Origin of the sequence: Shewanella chilikensis (genome assembly GCF_037953065.1) — a bacterium.
GTDB lineage: Bacteria > Pseudomonadota > Gammaproteobacteria > Enterobacterales > Shewanellaceae > Shewanella > Shewanella chilikensis.
Genome location: NZ_CP149966.1, coordinates 2,359,855 through 2,383,546, shown reverse-complemented (window position 1 = coordinate 2,383,546; position 23,692 = coordinate 2,359,855). Strand labels below are relative to the sequence as shown.

Below are 23,692 nucleotides of genomic sequence, written 5' to 3'. Positions count from 1 at the left end.
ACCCATAAAACCCTCATTTCTGTGGATATCGCCTCGGTAATTCTACCTTTGGCGCATTGTATTACTGCGCTAACTGAGTTAGATTGAAACAAGTGTTTAAATTCAACGTTTAAGAGTCTTTAGATGAATCCCTACCAAGCCCCGTTAACCGACATGCGCTTCTTGCTTGAACATGTTTTTGATGCCGAACAAACCTGGTCTTCATTACCGGCAATGGCCGATATGGTCGATCTTGATACTGCCGGCGCCATCCTTGAAGAAGGAGCTAAACTGTGTCGCGACCTTATCCATCCTATAAACCGCAATGGGGATGAGCAAGGAGTCAGTTTCGAGGCTGGTAAGGTGATTACACCCGATGGCTACAAAGAGGCCTATGCCGAGTTTGCAGCAGGTGGTTGGGTAGGGCTGTGCGGCGATCCTGAGCTGGGTGGTATGGGCATGCCGAAAATGCTCGGTGTTATGGTCGATGAAATGGGTTATAGCGCCTGTAACGCCTTTACACTTTACAGCGCTCTGACTTCAGGCGCTGCACTGTGTATTCACGCTCACGGCAGTGAGGAGCTCAAGGCTAAATATCTGCCTAAACTCTACTCCGGTGAATGGGCTGGGGCCATGGATATGACAGAGCCTCAGGCTGGTTCGGACTTGCGTAATATCCGCACTCGCGCCGAACCGACCGACAGTGGCAGTTTCCTTATCAGTGGTTCAAAAATTTTCATCACAGGTGGCGATCAGGACTTGACCGAGAACCTGGTTCACCTGGTGCTGGCCAAGATCAGCGGCAGTAAGGGCATCTCGCTGTTCCTGGTTCCTAAGCTTAAGGTGGCCGATGACGGCAGTTTGGGCGAAGCCAACGGTGTAACTGTCGGCGCCATAGAGCACAAGATGGGCCTTAAGGGCTCGGCGACTTGTGTGATGAATTTCGATGATGCCGAGGGTTATCTTATCGGCGAGCCCAACCGTGGCCTGGTGTGCATGTTCACCATGATGAACTACGAACGTCTGTCTATCGGTATTCAGGGGCTTGGTAGTGCTCAAGGTGCTTATCAGATGGCGGCCGATTATGCCAAAGAGCGCCTCCAGGGCGTCGCTGCCGGCGGCTCACCAACCGGCAGCGATTCAGATCCTATTTTGGTACACGGCGACGTGCGGCGCATGCTGCTGAATATCCGCGCCATGACAGAAGCGGGCAGGGCCTTGGCCATGCTCACAGGTAAACAGCTGGATCTGGCCAAGTTTGCTGAAGATGAAGCGGTTAAAGCCAAAGCCAGTCGTTATGTGGGTCTCTTGACCCCAGTCGCCAAGGCGTTCCTGACTGATCGCGGTCTGGATGCCACCATATTGGCGCAGCAGGTATTCGGTGGTCACGGCTATATTCGAGAGACCGGCATAGAGCAGTTAGTGCGTGATACCCGTATCGCCCAGATTTATGAAGGCACTAATGGTATTCAGGCCATCGACTTTTTGGGGCGTAAGCTCACTGGTGACCGCCTGGCGACCTTGAATGAGTTTATCGCCGATATCAAGGCCGATATGGCGAGCTTCGAACAAGTATCAAATGAGCAGAAACAGCGCGTTGAAAGCCTTTTCGACCAGTTTGCCAGTGCGATTGCCGCTATTAACGAGCAAAAAGGCGCTAAGCCTGCGCTCATTAACGCCTTGGCGGTTGAAGCCTTGGATGCCTTTGGTTACATACTCTACGGTTACCTGTGGCTGTTGATGGCCGATAAGGCACTCGCTGCAACCGATGCGCTCGAACCAGGCTTTGCCGAGGTCAAGAGCCAACTGAAGGAGTTCTACTTTGCCAAGTTGTTGGCCAAGGCTGATTTCCACTTGAGTCAGCTGGCCGGTGGTGATGATAGTGTGATGGCCCTTGCGCCCGAGCTGTTCTGATAATACAGAAGTATTCAAGCTGAATCGAAAGAGCCGCTATAAGCGGCTCTTTTCTTATGGCTTTATTGCCGTTTTTATCTAAGTACAAGCTTTGACGTTGCTCTACTAACGGGCGCTGACATTAAGCTCTGTCTGCGCTTTTTCCTGCAGTGTTGGTTTGGGCTTGTCTTGCTCTTTTGCCGCCAATTGGCCTTCTGCGTGGCTGTTTGCACGGTAATCTGTCAGCCCTTGCAGCAAAAGTGTGGCAAAGGGCGCGGCTTCAAGTTCCTTACTCTGGGGGCTCAAACCATTTTCCAGCACCACAAACAGGTATCTGGGCACTTGTTTATCACTGTCATCGGTAACATAACCGGCCAGATTCACTACACCCTGCATGCTGCCTGTCTTGGCCCAGACTCTGCCCTTGAGCGGTTTGTTGGCATAATGCTTACGGTACTTCAAGGTGCCGCTGTGGCCGGAAACCGGCAGCTTGTGCATCAACCACTGGTAATCCGGGGTATCGGCAATCAGACGCAGCAACTGCGCCAACTGCCGGGCATTGAGTAGGTTGTAGCGAGATAGGCCTGAACCATCTATCAACTGGGCTCTTTCCAGCACTATGCCTTTTTCCGCCAACACTTCCCTGATGGCCTTAGCGCCAGCACTGAAACTGGCGCCATCACCATAATAGTGTTTACCCAGCTGTTTAAGCAGACTGTCGGCAATCAGGTTGTCAGATTCCAGCAGCATGGTTTCCAAAAGCTCGGGCAGGGCATCTGAGGCATGACTGGCCACCACCCTTGAGCTGGCAGGCAGCTGATTGGAAGTCAGTATCTTGCCTTTGATATTGAGCTTGCCCTTGATGATGCCGGCGACGCTGTCGATGGCATATTGGCCGGGGTCGTTGACCGCCAGCGCCAGCGGTAATACCTGAGCACCTGGGAAACAGCCACTGAAATGAAAGTGGTTACCGGGTAATCTAGCAAGTTGCAGTTCGCAAAAGCCCTGCTTGTGGCCCTTGTCGAAGATGGCGTTGGTGGTTAGCTTGACCGGCAGATAAACCGGCGCGGAAATTTTGGCCTTGTCCGAGGCGAGTGTGGGCTCGAGTTTGCCATGAACACAGTTTTGGTTGATCACATAGCTGGAGACGGGCGCCGCGTAACAGATCCCCAAATCATCCCATACCCAACCGGGTGCTCTGAGCTGTTCATGGGTTTCTCCTATCAAGATAAGATTACCTTGCACCTGGCTGATACCCGCTTCGGTGACACGCTTGAACAGCTCGATTAAATCCTGGCGCTTGAGAGTCGGATCGCCACTGAACAGCAGATAGAGATCGCCTTTAAGCACGCCATTTTTTGGGGAACCTGTGCTGAGAATGCTGGTGTGATAGCGAAATTCTCCTCCCAGCAGTTCGGTGGCTGTTACCGCGGTCAGCAGCTTTTGGGTACTGGCCGGGATCATCAGGGTTTCGCTGTTGTGGCTCAGCAGCAGCTCGCCGTTTTGCAGATCTTCTATCCAGACGGCGGTTTGTGATGAGGCCGGAGTGATCAGAGTCAAAAGATCATCGAGGGAGGTATTATCGGCCTTCAAAGGGGAAGACAGCGCCATGGCGCTCAATAATAACAGTGGACGTGCCAAGCCCTGCAGGGACAGCTGTGGCATGGAAAAGCCTCCGGTTCCGTGAATGCTTTTGAGAGTATAACCTGCAGAGTCTTAGCTGTCGTCCTTGTCCATCAAGGCATAGAGTTTCAGTGTGACTATCAATACCAAACCGATAAACAGCGGCAGTACCAAAGGGCCGAGATAGGTTTTGAAGTGAAACAGGGCCCAGGCCGCGAGCAGGGTGCCGATAAGCGTTAACCAGAATTGTTTGTTCATTGTCGTCCAGTTTGAATTCATTGAGCACTAGGGTCAGGGGCATAATAGTGTATAAGGCGAAACCTGTAATAACAGGAGTCCCATTGCAAAAGCGTGATCTGGGTTGGTTTTACTCTTGGCGCGCTGTCGTCAGTATCTATTTTGATACAAATTGCGTCGAAATCGTGAACCAATAGCGGCTGTTGGCGAGAAAAGGCTTGCCCGGGCCGGGACAAGTGGGTAATTTCTATTGCCTTATTCGCCCCGCAGCGGATCTTTGTCGATTGCGCCATCACAGGGGAAGGACATTTTGCCGGGAAACACAGGGAGCGAGTGGATTGCCGGAACATACAGTGACAGGAGGATACCTTGCTGGATAAGCTGGGTGGAATTGCCATAGCGCCGGATGCATTGCACTGGCTGCTGACCCCAAGTAACTTCAAACAGACCTTGATTGAGCGGATCCGTAACGCCAAAGAGGCTATCTATATTGCGGCACTCTATCTGGAAGACGATGAAGCCGGGCGTGAGATACTTGCCGAACTGTTGGCGGCCAAGGCTGCCAGACCCGAACTCGAAATCAAGGTGCTGGTAGATTTTCACCGCGCCCGCCGCGGCCTTATTGGCCACAAGGGCGATGGCGGCAACAACCTGATGTACCGTCAGGTGATGGCGCAAGCGCAGCAGCGCTTCAACATCTATGGTGTGCCGGTGAAATCCCGCGAGTTTATGGGAGTACTGCACCTCAAGGGCTTTATTGTCGATGATGCCGTGATATACAGCGGCGCCAGCCTCAATAATATCTATCTGCAGCAGAAAGACAGATATCGTTTCGATCGCTACCATGTGCTGGAGTCGGCCGAGCTGGCTGCCAGCATGCGAGAGATGATTGACAGTGCTATTTTGAGTGACAAGGCGGTCAGTTGTCTGAGCTGTCCGGAAGAAGAGGAAGTGCTGCCGGAAAAAATCGAAGTCAGAAGCTTTAAACAGCGATTGTCGGCGGCAAGCTATCAATTCAATGGCGTTAAAGAGGGATTGCGGGTCACGCCACTTTTGGGGCTTGGACGTAAGCGCAATCCGCTCAACAAGGCGGTACTCGCCATGGTGGAGGAGTCCAAGGAATCACTCTTTATCTGCACTCCCTATTTTAACCCGCCCTATGCGTTGGTGCGGGCACTGGTTAAACACCTGCGCAACGGCAAGCGCCTGGATATTCTGGTGGGTGACAAGACGGCCAATGACTTCTATATCCCGCCGGAGCAGGATTTTTCCACCATAGGTGCCTTGCCGTATCTCTATGAGCAGTCGCTGCGCAAGTTTGTCAAACGCCAGCAGTGGGCGGTGGATCAAGGACTACTCAATATCCATCTGTGGAAGCATGATAACAACAGTTATCACCTCAAAGGGGTGAGCATGGATAGTCGCAAACACCTGCTCACCGGCAGCAATCTCAATCCGCGGGCCTGGGCCCTGGATCTGGAAAATGGTTTGCTGCTGCATGATGACAAACAAGAGCTGGCCGAGTCTTTTGTCAAAGAGCAGCAACATCTGCTGCTGCACAGCCAGCGTTTGTATCATTATAGCCAGATAGATACCTTGCAGAGTTACCCCAAGCCGGTAAAGAAAATCATGAACCGCATTCGCAGACTCAAGGCCGACTTCCTGCTGCGGCGTATTCTCTGATAGCGCTTTTCTCAAGCGCTTGGCCGAATGAGAGCATGATTGCAGAACTTGATTCAGTTATGATTTAACCTTGGCTTATTCAGTCAAGGTTAAATCCAGTCAAGGTTAAGCACAGCCAGAATGAGTGATATCGTCCGCTTATCCCGCATCAATTTCCGTCATCTTCTGGTGCTCAGACAGCTGCTTGAAGAGCAAAGCGTCACCCAGGCGGCCACGCGGCTGTGTTTGAGCCCTTCGGCGGTCAGCAAAATACTCTCCCAGCTCAGGGATTGCCTTGACGACGAGCTCTTCTACCGTCAGGGTAACCAGCTGTTGCCGACGGCCAAGGCCAAACGACTCGGGCCGGTTATCAGCGCCATGCTCAGAGAGATGGATAACCTGTTTACCGAAGAGGGCTTTCGCCCGGAAAGATTTCAAGGGCGGATGAATTTAGCGCTGAGGGAAAGCAGCTTCGAACTGCTTGCGAGCGCTATCGCCCGTGTGCAGCAGCAGGCGCCGGGAATGACACTGGCAGTGCATGCCAAAGAGAGCACGGGGTTTCAATCCCTGTGTGAAGGACGGGTGGACTTGTTGGTTCTGCCTCACGACTTGGGACAACCGCCGACTGGCCGCAACGAACTGATTTGGGAGCGCTTGGCCGAGGACGAGATGTGTTGTCTGATGCGAGCCGAGCACCCGCTGGCGGCAAAAGAGCTGACGCTGGATGCCTATCTGAGCTTCGCCCATGTGGGCATTTTGGACGCCGATCTGCAGCAACCCTTTTTCGAGCAGTCATTGGCACAATTGAGCCGCAGGCGAGTTCTGGCGATGGAAGTCGCCGACTTCGGCGCCGCCGCCAGTATCTGCCGCCACACGGACTTGCTGTTTACCTGCTCGGCGCTGTGGGCTTCAATGGCGGCGCAGGCAAGCGGCATGGTGGTTAAGCCATTGCCATTTGCTTATGGCAAGGTGGGCTATAGCATGGTGCATCATCAAAGTGGCAGCCGGGATCCGGCGCTGCAATGGCTAAAAGCGACCTTACTCAGTGGCTTTAAGCAGTCCATCAGCCTAGGTTAACCGGTGGCAGACTGATATTGGCTATGCCGGCACGGCTGAGCGCCTTGGCCAGGTCATCAATCTGCTGTTGGCTTGCCTTGGGCCAGAGCAAGGCCTCGCCTTTGACACCATGATGATTGTAACCGTTTAGGCGTAGCCGCATCGGCTCCCCCTTCAGCGCTTGCCGGCGTTGCAAGTCGAGCAAAAACGACACCAAAGCATTAAAGTGCTGCCAATAATCACTCGTTCCGGGGACTTCCAGTAGCCTGACTTCCGCCAGTTTCCCTGCTTCGGCCAGCAGTTGCAGGCTCTGCTTAACCTTGATATTGCCACGGCCTGTCAGTCGTCGGTGAGCCGGCTCATCCCAGGCTTTCAGGTCAACCATGGCGCCATCAAGCCAAGGAAGCAGACGTTGCCAACCACTTGCTCCCAGGCTGCCATTGGTATCCAAAAGGCAAGTCAGGTGTTTGAGCTCTGGGCTTTGTTTAATGGCTTTGAACAGGGTACTGACGAACTTCAGCTGCAAGCTGGCCTCTCCACCACTCAAGGTGATACCGCGGATAAAAGCTTTCTGCCTTTTAATCAGCGCCAACGCTTTTCCGACTGACAGGCGTTGGGTCTTGGGCTGGCTGCTCGAAGGGCAAACATCGAGACAGGTGTCGCAGCCGATGCAGCTTGTACTATCCCAGGCAAGCCTGAGAGACGCCTTGCTATTGGGAACTGCTTGAGTGTCAGCCGCAGCTGATTTAAGGCTCAAGGCACCTGCCGGGCAGTGCGCAATACACTCTTGGCAGGCATTACACAGAGTGATGGTTTCCGGATTATGGCAACCCGGGCAGCGAAAATTGCAACCCTGAAGGAAAAACACCATGCGATTGCCCGGGCCATCTACGGTCGAGAAGGGCAGTACCCTGGCGACTTCGGCACTGGCAACCTCGGAGTCCATAGCCAATGCCGAAGCATCGGTATCGCCGCGACTTAACTCACGGCTATGCGACTCGCACCCATTCAGTTTATAGCGATTAAGCTCAGAATCATTGGACGGGCTATCAAACACTCCCGGGGCTGCACTCTTCATAGCTTACGCCCTTACACCTGGGACTTGCCGGCGGCATGGAACTCGGCGCTCACTACCCGCGGTGCCCTTTGGGTCACGGCCGTGGTTTCACTGGCCTCTGTGCCCAGGAAGGTGGTGTTGGTACGTGAACCTTGTTGCCGGTAACTGGCGATCTGCGACTTTTTCACCATATAACCTGTGATGCGCACCAGATCGGTATCGGCGGTATTGGCGGTAAATTCACGAAAGCCGGTATCCAGCGCGCCGATACACAGCTCAAGCAGGGCTTCAGGATTGGCCTTGATGGTTTCATCCAGAGTCAGGATCTCGCTGATCCCGGAAGGATAGAAAGCGTGTTGCGGCGCCAGCGCCAACACATGAGTGACAGGATCCGGCTCGTGGCCGTAGGCGATTCTGACTCCCGGAGTGGTGCCTTTGTCGATGGAAAGTCCCCCCTGGGCATGAAGTAAGGCGCGGCCATTAAAGCCGAAACTGACTTGGGTCGTGGTTACTCTATCACTGAGCGCGCGGGTAATGGCTAAACCGAGCGCATTGGCCTGCTCGCTGTGACCATATTCGCCACTCATTCCAGCCAGCTGCTGCAGATGATTGACGGCTTCGGCCATGGCATAAACGCCGAACATGGGCGCAAAGCGGGATTCGTCAATGAGGCCTTCTTTTACCAGGAAAGAGTCGAAGAAATGGGACCTATGGTGTAAAAACTCACAGCGTAGTTCAATCAGTTCATACATCAGGTTGCAGTAATGTGGCAGGTTGCGCTCGAGCATTTCCTCCAGGGTACCGGCTTCTTCGGCGACGGCTTTGAGGTTAAGTCTGACCAGCGTATTGGCGCCGCCTCGGGTGGGGAGCGCGTTATAACAGCTGACAATGCCAAACGTTTGATTTGGCGCCTCACCGGGAGCACAAGCAAAGGTTTGGGCATGTATCGGCCAGTTGCCTATGTGAGGTTTACTGCAGGCAATGATATTGTCTGTCGCCAGTCGCAGCAGCGCTTTGGGGGTGCGCTTGGGGTCATACATAAAGGTTAGATTGGGGGCCACCTGCTTGAGCTCGGCATCAATGCGCAAAATAGTGCGGCAGACACGGTTGTCCTCTGGGCCTATGTTGGCGTGCATAAAGGCGTCTGGCAGGGTGCGATCCAACTGGATCCAGAAGCGTTTCAGTTTCTGATACAAGGCGTCATCACTGACATCCTGGCAGTAAGGCAACAATAAACTATCGAGATAGCCGAGAAACACCGGGATATTGGTGACTGACGGCACATGGTGATACAGCACCATCAGCTTCATCAGGGCATCATCCAGATCTTCGGCCGGTGTCAACTCCAGATACTCGGAGCCTTGCTCGAGAAAACGTTGGTAATCGGGCAAAACATATCTGGGTTTGAATGGGGCATGGCCCTCAAACATATCGCAGATAACGCCTTTATCCATGGCTTGGGTCAGTGCTTCACTGCGCGGAAGATAGGGAATACTGGCATCGGCAGCACCGGCCAGCGCCAGGGTCTTTTGCTTGGGGTCAAGAAGGGGATCGGTAATAAGACTGAGAAATTGATTGTCCATAATGAGACTCCGCTAAAGGAAAGGCGCTAACCGGCGCAATGGCCGAATTGGCTTTCAAACATAATAATTGAAATGGCTTTTAACCTGAGTCTAAGTAGGGACTTTATTTTCCGGAAGTGAAATGTGCTTGAGAGCGCTTATCTAAAATGGAAATCCGCTGCTTTACATCAAATATTGCAAGGACAATGAAGAAGCTGGGAGATATAGGGTGAAAGCACTGCTGAGGGACGGATAAAAACGGGTCATGGTCGCTTGAGAAAGACCTAAGCCTTGGCAGGACAGTATACAACTGGCATAAAAAACGCCTGCACTTGGCAGGCGTTTGGCTTTGAATTCGGATTACTTGGCTGTCATCAAGGCAACGGCGTTGTCCAGCATACGGTTGCTGAAACCCCACTCGTTGTCATACCAGGCCATGACTTTCACCAGACGTCCCTTGACGCGAGTCTGGGTGGCGTCGAAGTTGGATGAGAAGGCGTTGTGGTTGAAGTCGATGGAAACCAGAGGTTCCTTGTTTACCGCCAGCACTTCGTTCATGGGTGAAGTCTTGGCTGCCGCTTCTATAATGGCGTTAACTTCCTCCACTGTGGTGTCGCGGGAAGCGATAAAGGACAGGTCAACCAGAGACACGTTGACTGTCGGAACCCTAACCGCCAGGCCGTCGAACTTGCCCTGAAGCTCTGGTACAACCAAACCAACAGCCGCCGCTGCGCCTGTTTTGGTCGGGATCATCGACAGTGCCGCGGCGCGGGCACGACGCATATCGCTGTGATACACATCAGACAGACGCTGGTCATTGGTGTAGGCGTGAATCGTAGTCATCAGGCCGGACTCAATGCCGATGGCATCATTCAACGGCTTGGCCACAGGCGCCAGACAGTTAGTGGTACAGGAAGCATTGGAGATAACAGTCATCTCTTTGGTGATTTCCTGGTTGTTAACCCCGTATACCACAGTGGCATCAACATTCTTGCCGGGAGCTGAGATGATAACCTTCTTGGCGCCTGCATCCAGGTGCGGTTGTACCGCTTCTTTGGAAGTGAAAATACCGGTACATTCGAAGACTACGTCTACCTGCAGCTCGGCCCATGGCAGCTTGGATGGATCGCGTTCCTGGAAGGTTGGGATCTTGTCGCCGTTGACATAAATAGCTTCATCGTCGTGTTCGACTTTGGCGTTGAAGCGGCCATGAACAGAGTCATACTTGGTCAGGTGAGCATTGATGGAAGCGTCTCCGAGATCGTTGATGGCAACGATTTTAATTGGATAGTCTTTCTCGCTCTCGTATAGAGCTCGCAGAACATTGCGTCCGATACGGCCATAACCGTTAATTGCTACGCGGATAGTCATCTCATATCCCTCTGGTGAATGTAAAAACAGTAATTGGTAGTAAAATTACAAAAATGTCGCGGGTCGTCAAGTTAAATCACGCTGCAACTGGCTATTCCGTTAACAAATTAGGTGTTTTTATTACAGCGGTCGCGAAACAATGCTTTAATTGTGCGACCGACAGGCGTAAATTACAAACTGGCAAGTAATTTGCCGCCCGGAGAATACATCATCAGTTTTGTTTGGCCGCTTCGGCGCTTTTCTCAAGCTTGCTGCTATCAGTGGTTTTGCTATTTGCGGCTTGTGCTGCTCCCGCCTCAGTATCAACTTGTTTCCCCGCATTACCTTGCAGGCGTTTGGGCCAGTCACTCTCAAGATAATTCCCAGTTTTCAGAGCCTCGGCCAAATTGCTTGCCTGTTCATCCAAGTGTGTACTTAACTGACTGTTGTTGCCTATCATGGCCTTGAGCTGGGCCTCATCGACCGGGTTGTCGGTCAAAAGCAAATTGGCTCTCGAGAGCAGATAGGCCTGCTCCATATCCTGCAACTGCCGGGAAGCACTTGCCAGCCCCAACAACCAATCGGAGTCGAAGTTCTTATCTGTACTTTTTGAAAACACTTTAAGATAGAGTTGTTTCGCTTTGATGGCATCAAACTTGAGATAATAGCCCGCGAGCCCGGCAAGGATCTCGGGCGAATCTATCTGTTGCTGTTGTTCCGCCTCCAGCAGTATCTTGAGCGCCGCATCATCACCCAAATGAGCCCAGTGATAGAAGGCTATATAGATGTCATTGCTGCCCTTGGTGGAGGCTTGCAATTCAGACAGACTTTGCGCACTCAAACCATAGGCTCTGGCCCTGTCATTGGTGCGCTCTGGATTGAGAATATGTTGTACTCCTGACGCAAGCCCCACGCAGCGGTTGTAATTTTCCAAGTTAACGAGCAAGTGATAAATTTGCTTGCCTGAGGGTTCCGATGTGGTTTTTACCTGGTAGCGCTGAATAATCAGACTGTTTTTTTCCCGTCGGCACCAGCTATCCTTATGCAAATCGTCACAAAGTTCAGGATTATTCTTACAAATAGTGGCAGGGTTACCGCTGTTATCACAGCCACTAACCCAAGCTATAAGGATAAATGATGTAATTATTACTAGATTACGCGTCAAAATACGCTCCACATGGTTAAATCTGTAATTTAATTAGAGATTTAGCGAAAATCTGCTACTAGCTTGAAGCTGCAGTTTTCATTACAATAGCGCCGACCAAAGAGGGGCAGGTTAGCTGTCATAAATATGATTATTGGTCTTTTCTTTTTGTTACTCAAACCTTTCCCGTTAATTTAAGTGGAAAAGTGAGATAAAGGATCTGTAAATGAGCGCTGATAAACACCTACAAAGTTGGCAAGAACGCTTCGAACTGGCAGAGGCCATGCAGCCCCTGTTGGGCAAGTTGTATCGCAATCAGGGCGTAGAAGTGGTGGTTTATGGTAAACCCCTGCTGATCGCCTCCACCATCGATATTATCAAGGCCCATCGTCTGGTTCGTCGCCATGTGGGCGACAAGCTGCGCCTGCGTGAGAGCTTCCCCTTCGTAGAAGCCCTGAGCAAACTGGATGTCAAACAGTGCAAAGTGGATATAGGTAAACTGGCCGTTAAGTACTGGCGTAACCATACCGATGGCAGCGAAATTGAGGCTTATATGAGCCGCGAGCTGGCCAGTGCCATTGAAAGCAAAGATGAAGTTGAGCCACGCAACGTCGTTCTCTACGGTTTTGGTCGTATCGGTCGTCTGCTGGCCCGTTTGTTGATTGAAAAAACCGGCCGCAGCAACAAGCTACGCCTGCGCGCTATTGTTCTGCGCGGTGGCCGTAAGGGTGACCTGGAAAAACGTGCCAGCCTGCTGCGCCGTGATTCAGTACACGGACCTTTTAACGGCTCTGTCGAGGTGGATGAAGAGAACAATGCCATCATCGCCAACGGTACTTATATTCAGGTGATTTACGCCAACTCACCCGATGAAGTGGATTACACCAAGTACGGTATTACCGATGCCTTGGTGGTCGATAACACAGGTATCTGGAAAGATGAAGACGGTTTGGGTCTGCACCTTAAGAGCCCAGGTGCGTCAAAAGTTCTGCTCACTGCACCTGCCAAAGGCAGTATCAAGAACATAGTCTTTGGTGTTAATGACAGCGATATTCTGCCGGAAGATGTTATTGTTTCTGCCGCCAGCTGTACCACCAACGCCATTACGCCTGTACTGAAGGCCGTTAATGACAAGTACGGTATCGAAAATGGTCACGTGGAAACCATCCACTCTTATACCAATGACCAGAACCTGATCGACAACTATCACAAAGCCGACCGTCGCGGCCGCAGTGCACCGCTGAACATGGTGATCACTGAAACCGGCGCCGCCAAAGCGGTTGCCAAGGCGCTGCCGGTACTTTCCGGTAAGCTGACAGGTAACGCAATTCGGGTACCGACTCCGAATGTGTCCATGGCCATCATCAGTCTGAACCTGAATGCTGAAACCAGCAAAGAAGATATGAACGCTTATCTGCGTGATATCGCGCTGCATTCAGAGCTGCAAAACCAGGTGGACTTCACCGAGTCTACGGAAATCGTTTCTTGTGACCTGGTCGGCTCACGCTACGCTGGTGTGGTCGACTCTCAAGCCACCATCGCCGACGGCAAACGTGCCATCCTCTATGTATGGTATGACAACGAGTTTGGTTACAGCTGCCAGGTGGTGGGTGTAATGCAGAAGATGTTAGGTCTTAACTACTTGTCTCTGCCGCTGTCTGAAGATTAATTCCGACTCTTAATAGCCAAGGCCCGGTCTGAGTACCGGGCCTTGTTATATCCAGGCCTGGATATTATTGGATTCACCAGGGGCCGTTTGGGAAGTGTTTTTATAGCGGCGTTGTACAACGACTTTTAAGATGCTATTTGATAGGGAAGGGAGTCGACAAGCTACTGAATCGGATTGCATTTTAATCATTTTGATTGGAAACTGCTCCCGGTTGAGTAAATTGCCAGCATTCAAGCGGTTTTGACATAAAAATGCCTATTTGCCGATTGACTCCCGCCCTTAAATCGGTAGAATGCCATTCCGCAGTCAGGGGATAAGACTCTGGCTTCCGCTTGAATAGCGGAACTGGTATGTGACATTAACTCAGTTGATAAAACAGAAGGTCGGTACCTTTGTTGATTGTCAACTTGGATGATGAAGCAAACAAGTGATGCGACATTGGCACAGTTGATAAAACAGAAGGTCGGTACCTTTGTTGATCGTCAGCTTGGATGATGAAGCAAACAAGTGATGCGACATTAGCTCAGTTGGTAGAGCGGTACCTTGCCAAGGTACAGGTCATCGGTTCGAACCCGATATGTCGCTCCAATCCCAGCCTTACGGCTTGGGGCGCGATGGCAGAATGGCTATGCTGCGGATTGCAAATCCGTCGATCTCGGTTCGACTCCGGGTCGCGCCTCCACTCTTCAGCGACGATGAGATATACTCCTTGTCGCACAATTTGCCCGAGTGGTGGAATCGGTAGACACAAGGGATTTAAAATCCCTCGCTGGTAACAGCGTGACGGTTCAAGTCCGTCCTCGGGTACCATATTAAAAAAGAGGCCAAGCAATTTTGCGGCCTCTTTTTTATTTTCACAGCTAGCATTCCGAATATTTTCTAAGATGGCTACCCAACAAAAGTAACCTCTTTTTTCATACATCAAGGTAAAAGGCAGCAGCGCAGCTATACAGCCATCTATAGTGGTTGGTCATGGTCAATCATGTAGTGATTCATGATGGTAAAACTATCGCCATGTTCCCCTTGGTATAAATCATCAAAAAATAACAGCTATTATATACCTGCCTTGATGAGCTCGGGTTATTGGCGCCCCTTTACAGCGATATGGCAAAGCCTGTGTAAATAGCATCTCACTCATGTGAAATAAATGAATGGGATCCCTTTAACAGTTTAACTTTTTTGGCCCCTTATTAACTGATCGGCACTTGTATGCTGAGGTCAATAATTCTGGCTCAAGTCTATGATGGCACCGCCCTTTGGGCTAAACAGTTGTTGATGTAACCTGGCGGCAAACTCATCAGTCATACCTGAGATATAATCTGCTATTACTCTGTGACTGTTTTCGCCTTTATTGTTGGCCTGTTGCCAGCGTGATTGGGTATTGTGGGGCAGGAGTCTCAGAGGATCCGAGGCAAAGGCTTCAAACAGCTCCATCACTATCTGCTGCCCCTTGTACTCCAGCATCTGGATCTCGGGCTTACGCACCACATATTTAAGGACAAACTGCTTCAGTAGCTCCAATAGCTCAGCAAAGGCCGGTTCCAACTTGGCGTTAAACCTGAGCAAGGGTTCGGCAAAGTCCGGGGTCTGGTCGATTCTGATGGCGGTGACCAGCGCATTTACCAGAGTCCCAATGGCATCCTTGCGCAAGTGATGTTTGCGGGAAAACAGCTTGAGCTCAATATTTCCGAGTTGGCTTTGGATCCACTCATCTTCAATGGCTTGCAGCGGGGCATGCATATCCTCTTGCCAATTGGAGCCGGTGACAATTCCCATCACTATGGCATCTTCGAGATCGTGCACCGCATAGGCGATATCATCAGCCAGCTCCATAATAGTGCAGTCGAATGACTTGTAACGGGTACGGCGGTGCAGCCCATCGCCCGGACTATAATGGCTGAGAAAGCTTTGCTTGTCTTTACTGTCCAGCGGCTCAAGTACCCAATCGAGGATAGCTTCATCGTCATCGAAAACCCCTTTGACAGGTGGCCATTGGCTCGGCCTTAGCTGACGATAGTGACTCAATTCTGGCTGGGGTCTATCCACTTTCAGTGTGCGTACCGGCGCCGGGTATTTGAGTACACCGAGTAGGGTGCGGCGGGTCAGGTTCATGCCAAAGTGTTCGGTATAGGGTTCAAGCCGGGTAAGGATTCTGAAGGTCTGGCCATTGCCTTCAAAGCCGCCGTGCTCACGCATCATGTAGTTGAGTGCCACCTCGCCACCATGGCCGTAGGGTGGGTGGCCGATATCATGGGCCAGGCACAGGGCTTCGAGCAGACTCATGGAGTCGAGCAAAAAGGCCATTTCGGGATAGCGCTGCTTCAACTGGGCGGCTATGCCCGTACCTATTTGTGAGACTTCCAGAGAGTGGGTCAGGCGGGTGCGGTAAAAGTCGTTCATGCCCACTCCAAGCACCTGAGTCTTGGCCTGTAAGCGCCGAAAGGCGGCGGAGTGCAGAATTCTGGCTCTGTCTCTCTGATAGGGACTGCGATTATCGTCTCGGCGCTGACTGTTATTGGGCTCGCGCCTGGTTTGCCAGTGGGCTTGGCTCATAATCTCTCCTGCTAGAGCAGTTGATTGATTTCATCCAGATCCAGGGTGAAACTGGGAATGAAATGTTCGCGAAAATACGCCACCGCCGGGTCTGGGTTGGCATCCAGCATGGTTTCGAGTCGCTTGCGGGCACTGTTGAACTCGTTGTTTCCGGCACGCTTTTCTTCGAGACACTTAAGATAAGCGCACAGAGTATCGGCAGACTTGACCAACTTGCGATGGCTGAGCTCGGCGCTATCACTGATAAACAGCGCTCGGTAATCGTCACGAAACTCTTCAGGCACCATCTCCAGCAGCCTGGCTTCGGCTATGGCTTCAATCTTCTTGTATTCGGCCTCTATCTCGGCATTGAAGTATTTGACCGGGGTGGGCAGATCGCCAGTAAGTATTTCGCCGGCATCGTGAAAGATAGCCAGGGTGGCGGCGCGATCGGGCGAATATTGGCCATTGAACTTACGGTTACTGATGATGGCCAGCGCATGGGCCACCATGGCAACCTGCAATGAGTGTTCCTGCACATTCTCGGTGCGGACGTTATACATTAAAGGCCAACGCTGAATTAACTTCATCCTGGCCAGGTGGGCAAAAAGGTGACTCATACAACTTCCCTAAGTTTTTGCGCGTTTCTCTTACTTTACCTCAGTGGTTAAAGGCTGTCAGTGCCGGGCGAGGATAAAAAAGCCGCCTCGACGGGCGGCTGGCATTGTGTTATTGACGGTAGTACTCGAGGAAGTCACCGAAGGCGAGCAGGGCCCGCTGTAAGTCTTCCTTATGAGGCAGGAACACCACTCGCAGGTGATCCGGCTCCGGCCAGTTAAAAGCCGTGCCCTGTACCAAGAGAATTTTCTTCTCTTTCAGTAGATCCAGCACCAGGCGCTCATCGTCCCTGAGGCCGAAACGCTTGCTGTCGAGACGGGGAAATGCATACATGGCGCCCTTGGGTTTCACCACACTCACGCCGGGAATTTGATTGAGCAGCTCATAACAGATATCCCGCTGCTGGGTCAGGCGACCATCGATGGCGGTAAGCTCATTGATACTTTGATAACCGCCCAACGCGGTTTGAATCGCATGCTGATTGGGCACATTGGCGCAAAGGCGCATAGAGGAGAGCATCTCCAGCCCCTCAATATAGCTGTGCGCTGCTTTGAGATTACCGGACAGCATCATCCAACCGACCCGGAAACCGGCGGCTCTATAGGCTTTGGAAAGGCCATTAAACGTCACGGTGAGAATATCATCCGACAGACTACAGGCCGGGATATGCACAGCGCCATCGTAAAGAATTTTGTCATAGATCTCATCGGCAAACAGTATGATGGAGTGTTGCCGGCACAGTTCAACAATCTCCAACAACAGCTCACGGCTGTATACGGCACCGGTTGGATTGTTGGGGTTGATGATCACTATACCTCGGGTTCTTGGGCCAATCTTGCTCTTGATATCCTCAAGATCGGGAAACCAGTCGGCTGATTCATCGCAGCTATAATGGCGTGCCTTGCCGCCGGCCAGGTTAACCGCCGCGGTCCACAGTGGATAGTCAGGGGAGGGAACCAACACCTCATCATCGGTATTGAGTAGCCCCTGCATGGCCATCACAATCAATTCGGAAACGCCATTACCTATATAGATATCTTCGATATCGACACCGAAGATCCCCTGGGACTGGTAATGCTGCACAATCGCCTTGCGGGCAGAGAACAAACCTTTGGACTCACAATACCCTTGGGCCGATGGCAGGTTGAGGATCACGTCACGAACTATCTCTTCCGGGGCTTCAAAGCCAAAGGGGGCCGGGTTACCTATATTGAGCTTAAGAATACGATGGCCTTCATCTTCCAATCGACGTGCTTCTTTATGTACCGGTCCTCGAATATCGTAACAAACACTGTCGAGCTTATTGGATTTGATGATTGGCCGCATTACTACCTCGAAACTGGCTGATATGAAAGAGTTTAACCTTCGGCACGATACCTAATTTAAAGCATCTTAGAAAGGGGGGGGGAGTCATATTTTTTCGCTTTTAACAGAAGCTTTATCTTTTAATGGCAAATAACACACCAAATAATAGATGATATAGCCATATTTTGGTTATGAATCAGCATTTAAAACTGCACAATCATCAAGAAACTGGTGATTAACACAAAACTGATTCGATATTATTTAAAATAAAAAGGCAGTTTAACTGAATGCTTATATGTCAATAACGCTAAAAGCGCTTAAAATGTGCATGTAAAAGCTATTGAATCATATAGAAATTTTTCGATAATTGCCTGTAAGGTCAAAATTTGCGCTGACTGACTCAGATTATGGTTGACTCATAAGCAGTTGAGCATTATTTTCTGCGCGATGTTTTTAGCAAGGCTCCAACAAAAGCGACCAGTTGTTACTGTCCGTCTGGCGGAAAGCCGTAAATAAAGCAGTTGTTTTGGCGGTGTCTTAAACGCCCCACATGACTTTATAGGGCCGTAAGGCCATCTTTTTGAGGACCTAAGTGCATGTCTGAGCCGACAGCGTTAAGTCTTGTTCCCCCCATTGTTGTATTGGTGCTGGCCATTTGGCTGCGTCGTCCCATCCTGGCATTGATCATAGGCGCTGTCAGTGGTCTGCTACTTTTGGATCCCAGCCAGGTACTGAATAACTTCGCTGATATTTCACTCAAAGTGATGGCCGATGAGACCATAGGTTGGTTAATCCTGGTGTGTGGCAGTTTCGGTGCCCTGATTGCCTTATTGGTGCGCACCGGCGGCGCCTTGGCCTTTGGCCGTAAAGCGCTCAAACTCGCCAAGGGGCCACGCTCATCTCTGCTGATGACCTTTGTACTCGGCCTGGTTATCTTCATTGATGACTACCTGAATGCACTCACGGTCGGCGAAACCATGAAGCGGGTCACCGACAGGTTCAAGATCTCCCGTGAGATGCTTGCCTATGTGGTCGACTCTACCGCTGCGCCAGTGTGCGTGTTGGTGCCGCTATCCACTTGGGCAGTATTTTTTGGCGGGCTCTTGGTCAACAACGGTGTGGCCGCCGAAGGTGAGGGGATCCAAATCTATATGCAGGCGATCCCTTATATGTTTTACGCCTGGTTGGCGGTTGCCATGGTGCTGTTGGTTATTCTCGGCATAGTTCCGGCTATAGGGCCAATGAAAAAAGCACAGCTTGCTGCGGCTGCCGGTAGTCCGGCTAAAGAGCAAACAAATTTTGATGAAGTCCAGACCTTGGATGAATATGCCGTGCGTGCGATGGAGGAGGAGTTTGAGCAGGCCGATAAACAAGGACAATTACACAATTTCCTGATACCTATTTTGCTGTTGGTTGGCTTTACCGTCTACTTCGATATCGATGTATGGAAAGGCTTGTTGGCAACCTTGGTAATTACCTTGCCATATTACGCGGTGCAGCGTTTGATGCCCTTGTCCGAGATGATGGATCAGATGATCGATGGTTTCAAGAGCATGCTACCGGCCATAGGCACTGTTATCGCCGCCTTTGTATTCAAGGATGTTTGCGACCAACTGCTGCTGCCCCAGTATGTCATTGACTCCCTGAGTCCCTTTATGACACCTAAGCTCTTGCCAGCAGTGGTGTTTGTAGCCATGGCGATTCTGGCCTTTGCCACAGGTTCCAGTTGGGGAATCTTTGCGGTAACCATTCCTATTGTAATGCCGCTGGCGCAATCTGTTGGTGCTGATATCCCCTTGGTGATAGGTGCCTTGTTGTCTGCTTCATCCTTTGGTAGTCAGGCGTGTTTCTACTCAGATTCCACCGTCCTTGCGGCGCAAGGCTCCGGCTGTAACCTGGTAAGTCACGCAGTCACTCAACTGCCTTATGCTTTAATCGCAGCGGCACTGACTTTTGTTGGTTTTATCATAGTGGCTTGAGCCTTAACTAGGGATCTAAAATCCCCGGGTATGTCCTGCAACGTAGTTCACTTAAGCGGAGCTGCCTTGTGATTAACAGGATATCGGGTCTTTGATATTTTTACCGCCCTAGGCCGATTTGGCTTAGGGCGTTTGTCTATAAAGAGGATGGACAAGTCTCCCCGCAGACTGTTTAGACGCTTCGGCGTATTACCTGGTGACACCGCTTTGCTCATGACTTTGAGCTGACTTGCGATGAACTGACAAGCGTACTTAAAGCTGATTTCATTGGGCATTCGACCATGCTCTACTGCCGCCTGACTCGCTTCTCGTCTCACCAAGTTATAACCAAGAAAGTCGGCAAAGCAGTTTTGAATAGACATAAAAAAACGGAAACCTACAAACAGGTTTCCGATTGTCTCTCATCAGGAGGATCGATCAACCGTTCCTTATCTGATCTACGTTGCGGGTATGTCCTGGGGATTTTTGTTTGCTGAACATCCCAGACGGTTTTTATTCGAGTCTGTGAGGCTCGTTAGGTGTTCTTATGCTCCCCATTGGGAAATGACAGATTAGAAGTAAAAAACCGATGACAATGGCATCGGTTTTTTACTTAATATGTTTTAACGCAGCAAGTACTCAGTTTAGGTTTCATCTGCTACAGAGTTAACGGTTTTGCTCGTGTGAGGCTTGCTGTTTGGCAGCAACAGGTTCATCAATATGGCTACGATACCACAAAGGCTGATGCCGGTGAGGCTGAATGAACCTATACCGAAAGCCATACCTCCGATACCGAATACCAGTGTCACTCCAACGATAGAAAGGTTGCGAGGCTCACTGAGATCCACCTGGTGTTTGATTAGTGAGTTGAGGCCCACTGCAGCGATAGAGCCGAACAACAGACACATGATACCTCCCATTACAGGTACCGGAATGGTCTGCATCAGAGCACCCAGCTTGCCGACGAAGGCCAGCAAAATAGCAGTAATGGCTGTCCAGGTCATAATTCTAGGATCGAAGTTGCGCGTCAGGGTTACTGCGCCAGTGACCTCAGAATAAGTGGTGTTGGGTGGGCCGCCAAAGGCGGTAGCTGCTATAGTGGCAACACCGTCACCTGCTAGAGTGCGATGTAAGCCGGGCTTTTTCAGGTAATCTTTACCGGTAACATTGGAGATAGCCAGAATATCCCCTATGTGCTCCACCGCAGGGGCGATGGCAACCGGGATCATGAAGGCTATGGCGTGCCAGTTAAATTCGGGAGCGACGAAGTTAGGCATGGCCAGCCAGGCGGCTTCGTGTACAACATTGAAGTCCACTATGCCGTAATACAGACTCAAGCTGTAACCGACGACAATGCCGGCCAGGATTGGCATCAGCCTCAGCAGTCCCTTGGCAAAGATGGCCACGGCTATGGTAGTCAGGAGTGATGCCAAAGAAACAAACAGCGCGGTATCTTGGGCAACAATTACTTGGCTGCCATCTCCGCTTTTACCAAGCGCCATATTCACCGCAACTGGTGCCAGGCCGAGACCTATGATGATAATAACCGGCCCCACCACTACAGGGGGCAGAAGCCTCATTATAATGCCGCTACCACGCAGCTTTACCACAGAGGCCAATATTAGGTAAACACAGCCGGCTGCCATCAACCCGCCCATGGTGGCTGGGATGCCCCAAGTTTGGACGCCATACATAACAGGTGGAATAAAAGCAAAAGACGACGCGAGGAAAACAGGGATTTGACGTTTGGTGATCAGTTGGAATAACAGGGTGCCGAATCCGGCGGTAAACAGGGCTACGCTGGTATCGAGGCCGGTGAGCAACGGCATCAGCACCAGGGCTCCGAAAGCGACAAACAACATTTGTGCGCCTTGCAGAGGACGGGCAAGGTATTTCATTTTTTTATCCGTATTGTGGTTAAACCGGCCAATATTACCAGATGGCCACAATGTGTGGGGGGCTATTTGCCGTTTCAGATCAAATTTTTCACAATTTCCGCAGCTGAACCCGAGATGAACCAAGAGGCAGGTTTTTCATCTCCATCGGCTCGCCAAGTGGGGCATATATGATACACTTTTGCCATTCCGACCATTTTTTACCGTCGCAAAGATGCTGAATTCATTTGTAAAGCCAGTTGTTTTTCTTTCCCTGTTCTGCGCCACAACTTTGGTTCAGGCTGTAGAGGTTAAACAGCTGGATGAAGCTACTGTAGCCGTTGGGTCTAGATCCAGTGCCGAGAAGAGCAAGGGGCTCAAGAAGGCATTGGAAGATGTTATTTTAAAAAATTCCGGCTCACGCAGCGCTCTCGAAAGTCCTGAGATCCAAGCCAAACTTGCCAATGCCAATGCCCTGGTCAGTCAATTTGGTTATCTTGATACCGATGAAGGGCTCAAGCTAAAAGCCAATTTCGATCACCGTAAGATAGTCGACATGTTGCGTAACGCAGGCTTGCCTGTATGGGGCAAACAGCGCCCTTTAACTCTGTTTTGGCTTAGTACGGATATCAACAATGAAAGGGTTATCCTAAGTGATGACTCAAGCGCTGAAGAGCGCAAGGCGTTTGCCGATGCCTCAATGGAACGTGGTGTGCCGCTGATGTTTCCTTTGATGGATCTTGATGATTTGATGCGTATCAATGTCAATGACGTGCGCGGTTTGTTTGCCGATACTGTTGCTACGGCCTCCGCTCGCTATCAGGCTGACTTCTTTGCGATGGGCGCACTTGAGGCAAATGGCAGTGAATTCAACTATCAGCTAGTACTTTATCCCAAGACAGATATCAGTCAGTCCTTTGGCCAACCTCTGCTCAATCGTCAGGGACAAGCTGCCAGTAAAGACGAGGCTGTGGCCGAGATGATGTTGTCACTGTCCGATTACTTTGTTTCCCGTTACGCCATAGCCGACTCGGGGGATGGTTTACTGAGCAAGGTACGTTTTACCGGCATCAGCCAGATGAAGCAGTTGGTGGAAATTGAGGCATTTCTCAATCAACTCAGCGCGGTGCGTGAAGCAAGCCTTAGCACTCTGCAGGGGGATAGCGCTACTTTTAAGGTGCAACTCTTTGGCTCGGAAGATGACTTGAAAAACCTGTTGCGTTTGGAGCCTCGCTTATCTGCGGCACAGAGCGGTTTTCAAGATGTCGCCGACGGCCAGGGCTACGATGGTTTTAACTCATTGCCTCAAGCAACCGAGAACACAGAATTCAACGAGAATGTGAGCCAGCCCCTAGGTCCTTACCAGTGGCACAGCCGTTGAGGTTTTAACCGCGGCGCCAGTCATGCTAGACTTGGCGCCCGCATTTTTTGATTGACCGCGATTGGGAACGACCCTGAGTGACACAAAACTCACCCTTGCAACTTTCACTGCCCGTTCACTTGCCGGACGATGAGACTTTTAACAGTTACTATCCTGCGGCAGGAAACGATGAACTTATCCAGACCCTGAGGGCCTGTGCTGAAGGCCACAGCCAGGGGGCTGTTTATTTATGGGGACCGGTAAAATCGGGAAGAACCCATTTGATGCACGCCGCCTGTGCCCACGCCAATGAATTGGAACGCAGCAGTTTTTACATTCCTCTGGGTATTCATGCTAGTATCTCCACCGCTTTACTCGAAGGGTTGGAGCAACTCGATCTGGTTTGTATCGATGATGTCGATGCCATAGCCGGTCATCCTTTATGGGAAGAGGCGATATTCGATCTTTATAACCGGGTAGCCGAACAGAAACATTGCGCTCTGGTGGTCAGTGGCAGTGCTGCGCCCATAGATGCCGGTTTTGCCTTACCGGATCTGGTCTCAAGGATGCAGTGGGGACTCAATTATCAACTCCAGCCCATGGCCGATGAAGAAAAGTTGGTGGCATTGCAGCGCCGAGCTGCAATGCGTGGCCTGCAGTTACCGGAAGATGTAGGCCGCTTTCTGCTGAATCGTTTGGCCAGAGACTTACGAACCTTGTTTGATGTGCTGGACAGGCTGGACAAGGCTTCTATGGTTCATCAACGTAAGTTGACCATTCCCTTTATCAAAGAGATGCTACGGCTTTAGTCCT

17 protein-coding genes, 3 tRNA genes and 1 pseudogene are annotated in these 23,692 nt (G+C 51.1%); 10 read left to right on the top strand and 11 right to left on the bottom strand.

Annotated elements, in window-relative coordinates:
* Window positions 1-123 precede the first annotated feature (123 nt).
* Window positions 124-1,893, top strand: coding sequence for an acyl-CoA dehydrogenase family protein (locus WKR14_RS10935; protein WP_234554763.1), 1,770 nt, complete (start codon window positions 124-126; stop codon window positions 1,891-1,893).
* Window positions 1,894-1,998: 105 nt separating this feature from the next.
* Here the strand turns inward: WKR14_RS10935 and dacB are convergent, their stop codons facing one another.
* Window positions 1,999-3,537, bottom strand: coding sequence for a D-alanyl-D-alanine carboxypeptidase/D-alanyl-D-alanine endopeptidase (gene dacB / locus WKR14_RS10930; RefSeq protein WP_339086093.1), 1,539 nt, complete (start codon window positions 3,535-3,537; stop codon window positions 1,999-2,001).
* A gap of 51 nt (window positions 3,538-3,588) precedes the next feature.
* Window positions 3,589-3,753, bottom strand: coding sequence for a hypothetical protein (locus tag WKR14_RS10925; protein ID WP_100143596.1), 165 nt, complete (start codon window positions 3,751-3,753; stop codon window positions 3,589-3,591).
* 348 nt (window positions 3,754-4,101) lie between these two features.
* Here WKR14_RS10925 and pssA point away from each other — a divergent pair, with 348 nt between their 5' ends.
* Entirely contained in the window at window positions 4,102-5,415 is a 1,314-nt protein-coding gene (pssA, locus tag WKR14_RS10920; protein ID WP_339086091.1) for a CDP-diacylglycerol--serine O-phosphatidyltransferase, read from the top strand.
* A 120-nt stretch (window positions 5,416-5,535) separates the two neighbouring features.
* Window positions 5,536-6,471, top strand: coding sequence for a LysR family transcriptional regulator (locus tag WKR14_RS10915; protein ID WP_165565049.1), 936 nt, complete (start codon window positions 5,536-5,538; stop codon window positions 6,469-6,471).
* On the opposite strand, the gene WKR14_RS10910 is transcribed toward WKR14_RS10915, so the two are convergent.
* The 4 genes from WKR14_RS10910 to WKR14_RS10895 all read right to left on the bottom strand — a co-directional run bounded on the left by WKR14_RS10910 (window position 6,458) and on the right by WKR14_RS10895 (window position 11,596).
* On the bottom strand, window positions 6,458-7,528 hold the full coding sequence (locus WKR14_RS10910) for a YjjW family glycine radical enzyme activase (RefSeq protein WP_339086088.1): 1,071 nt from the start codon (window positions 7,526-7,528) through the stop codon (window positions 6,458-6,460). The two genes, WKR14_RS10915 and WKR14_RS10910, sit on opposite strands and share 14 nt — an antisense overlap.
* A gap of 11 nt (window positions 7,529-7,539) precedes the next feature.
* A complete protein-coding gene (locus WKR14_RS10905; RefSeq protein ID WP_339086086.1) occupies window positions 7,540-9,090 on the bottom strand; it encodes a YjjI family glycine radical enzyme in 1,551 nt (516 codons plus the stop codon).
* A 339-nt stretch (window positions 9,091-9,429) separates the two neighbouring features.
* Window positions 9,430-10,440 carry a type I glyceraldehyde-3-phosphate dehydrogenase gene (gene gap / locus WKR14_RS10900; RefSeq protein WP_101056556.1) on the bottom strand — a complete coding sequence of 337 codons (1,011 nt, stop codon included), beginning with the start codon at window positions 10,438-10,440 and terminating at the stop codon, window positions 9,430-9,432.
* Between the two features lie 211 nt (window positions 10,441-10,651).
* On the bottom strand, window positions 10,652-11,596 hold the full coding sequence (locus WKR14_RS10895; protein WP_308427930.1) for a DUF2989 domain-containing protein: 945 nt from the start codon (window positions 11,594-11,596) through the stop codon (window positions 10,652-10,654).
* Between the two features lie 193 nt (window positions 11,597-11,789).
* Between WKR14_RS10895 and WKR14_RS10890 the strand changes: the two genes are divergently transcribed.
* The 4 genes from WKR14_RS10890 to WKR14_RS10875 all read left to right on the top strand — a co-directional run bounded on the left by WKR14_RS10890 (window position 11,790) and on the right by WKR14_RS10875 (window position 14,042).
* Complete coding sequence (locus WKR14_RS10890; RefSeq protein ID WP_039032918.1) at window positions 11,790-13,232, top strand: glyceraldehyde-3-phosphate dehydrogenase; 1,443 nt, start codon at window positions 11,790-11,792, stop codon at window positions 13,230-13,232.
* A 512-nt stretch (window positions 13,233-13,744) separates the two neighbouring features.
* A tRNA-Gly gene (locus WKR14_RS10885) sits at window positions 13,745-13,820 on the top strand.
* A gap of 20 nt (window positions 13,821-13,840) precedes the next feature.
* Window positions 13,841-13,914 (top strand) — tRNA-Cys (locus tag WKR14_RS10880).
* 41 nt (window positions 13,915-13,955) lie between these two features.
* Window positions 13,956-14,042 (top strand) — tRNA-Leu (locus tag WKR14_RS10875).
* A gap of 408 nt (window positions 14,043-14,450) precedes the next feature.
* Here the strand turns inward: WKR14_RS10875 and WKR14_RS10870 are convergent.
* From WKR14_RS10870 to WKR14_RS10860, 3 genes are all read right to left on the bottom strand, one after another.
* Window positions 14,451-15,785 carry an anti-phage deoxyguanosine triphosphatase gene (locus WKR14_RS10870; protein WP_224867457.1) on the bottom strand — a complete coding sequence of 445 codons (1,335 nt, stop codon included), beginning with the start codon at window positions 15,783-15,785 and terminating at the stop codon, window positions 14,451-14,453.
* A gap of 11 nt (window positions 15,786-15,796) precedes the next feature.
* A complete protein-coding gene (gene yfbR, locus WKR14_RS10865) occupies window positions 15,797-16,384 on the bottom strand; it encodes a 5'-deoxynucleotidase (protein WP_101056554.1) in 588 nt (195 codons plus the stop codon).
* 109 nt (window positions 16,385-16,493) lie between these two features.
* A complete protein-coding gene (locus WKR14_RS10860; RefSeq protein WP_339086078.1) occupies window positions 16,494-17,708 on the bottom strand; it encodes a pyridoxal phosphate-dependent aminotransferase in 1,215 nt (404 codons plus the stop codon).
* Between the two features lie 575 nt (window positions 17,709-18,283).
* Here WKR14_RS10860 and WKR14_RS10855 point away from each other — a divergent pair.
* Window positions 18,284-19,666, top strand: coding sequence for a Na+/H+ antiporter NhaC family protein (locus tag WKR14_RS10855; RefSeq protein WP_101056552.1), 1,383 nt, complete (start codon window positions 18,284-18,286; stop codon window positions 19,664-19,666).
* A gap of 47 nt (window positions 19,667-19,713) precedes the next feature.
* Here the strand turns inward: WKR14_RS10855 and WKR14_RS10850 are convergent.
* Window positions 19,714-20,001, bottom strand: a pseudogene (locus WKR14_RS10850) (IS4 family transposase); the annotation flags it as partial.
* A gap of 288 nt (window positions 20,002-20,289) precedes the next feature.
* Window positions 20,290-21,543 (bottom strand): uracil-xanthine permease family protein, encoded by a 1,254-nt coding sequence (locus WKR14_RS10845; protein ID WP_101056313.1) that lies wholly within the window; start codon window positions 21,541-21,543, stop codon window positions 20,290-20,292.
* 211 nt (window positions 21,544-21,754) lie between these two features.
* Between WKR14_RS10845 and WKR14_RS10840 the strand changes: the two genes are divergently transcribed.
* Window positions 21,755-22,900, top strand: a complete 1,146-nt coding sequence (locus tag WKR14_RS10840) for a DUF2066 domain-containing protein (protein WP_101056314.1) — start codon at window positions 21,755-21,757, stop codon at window positions 22,898-22,900.
* A gap of 77 nt (window positions 22,901-22,977) precedes the next feature.
* Complete coding sequence (hda, locus tag WKR14_RS10835) at window positions 22,978-23,688, top strand: DnaA inactivator Hda (RefSeq protein WP_039032924.1); 711 nt, start codon at window positions 22,978-22,980, stop codon at window positions 23,686-23,688.
* Window positions 23,689-23,692: the final 4 nt, after the last annotated feature.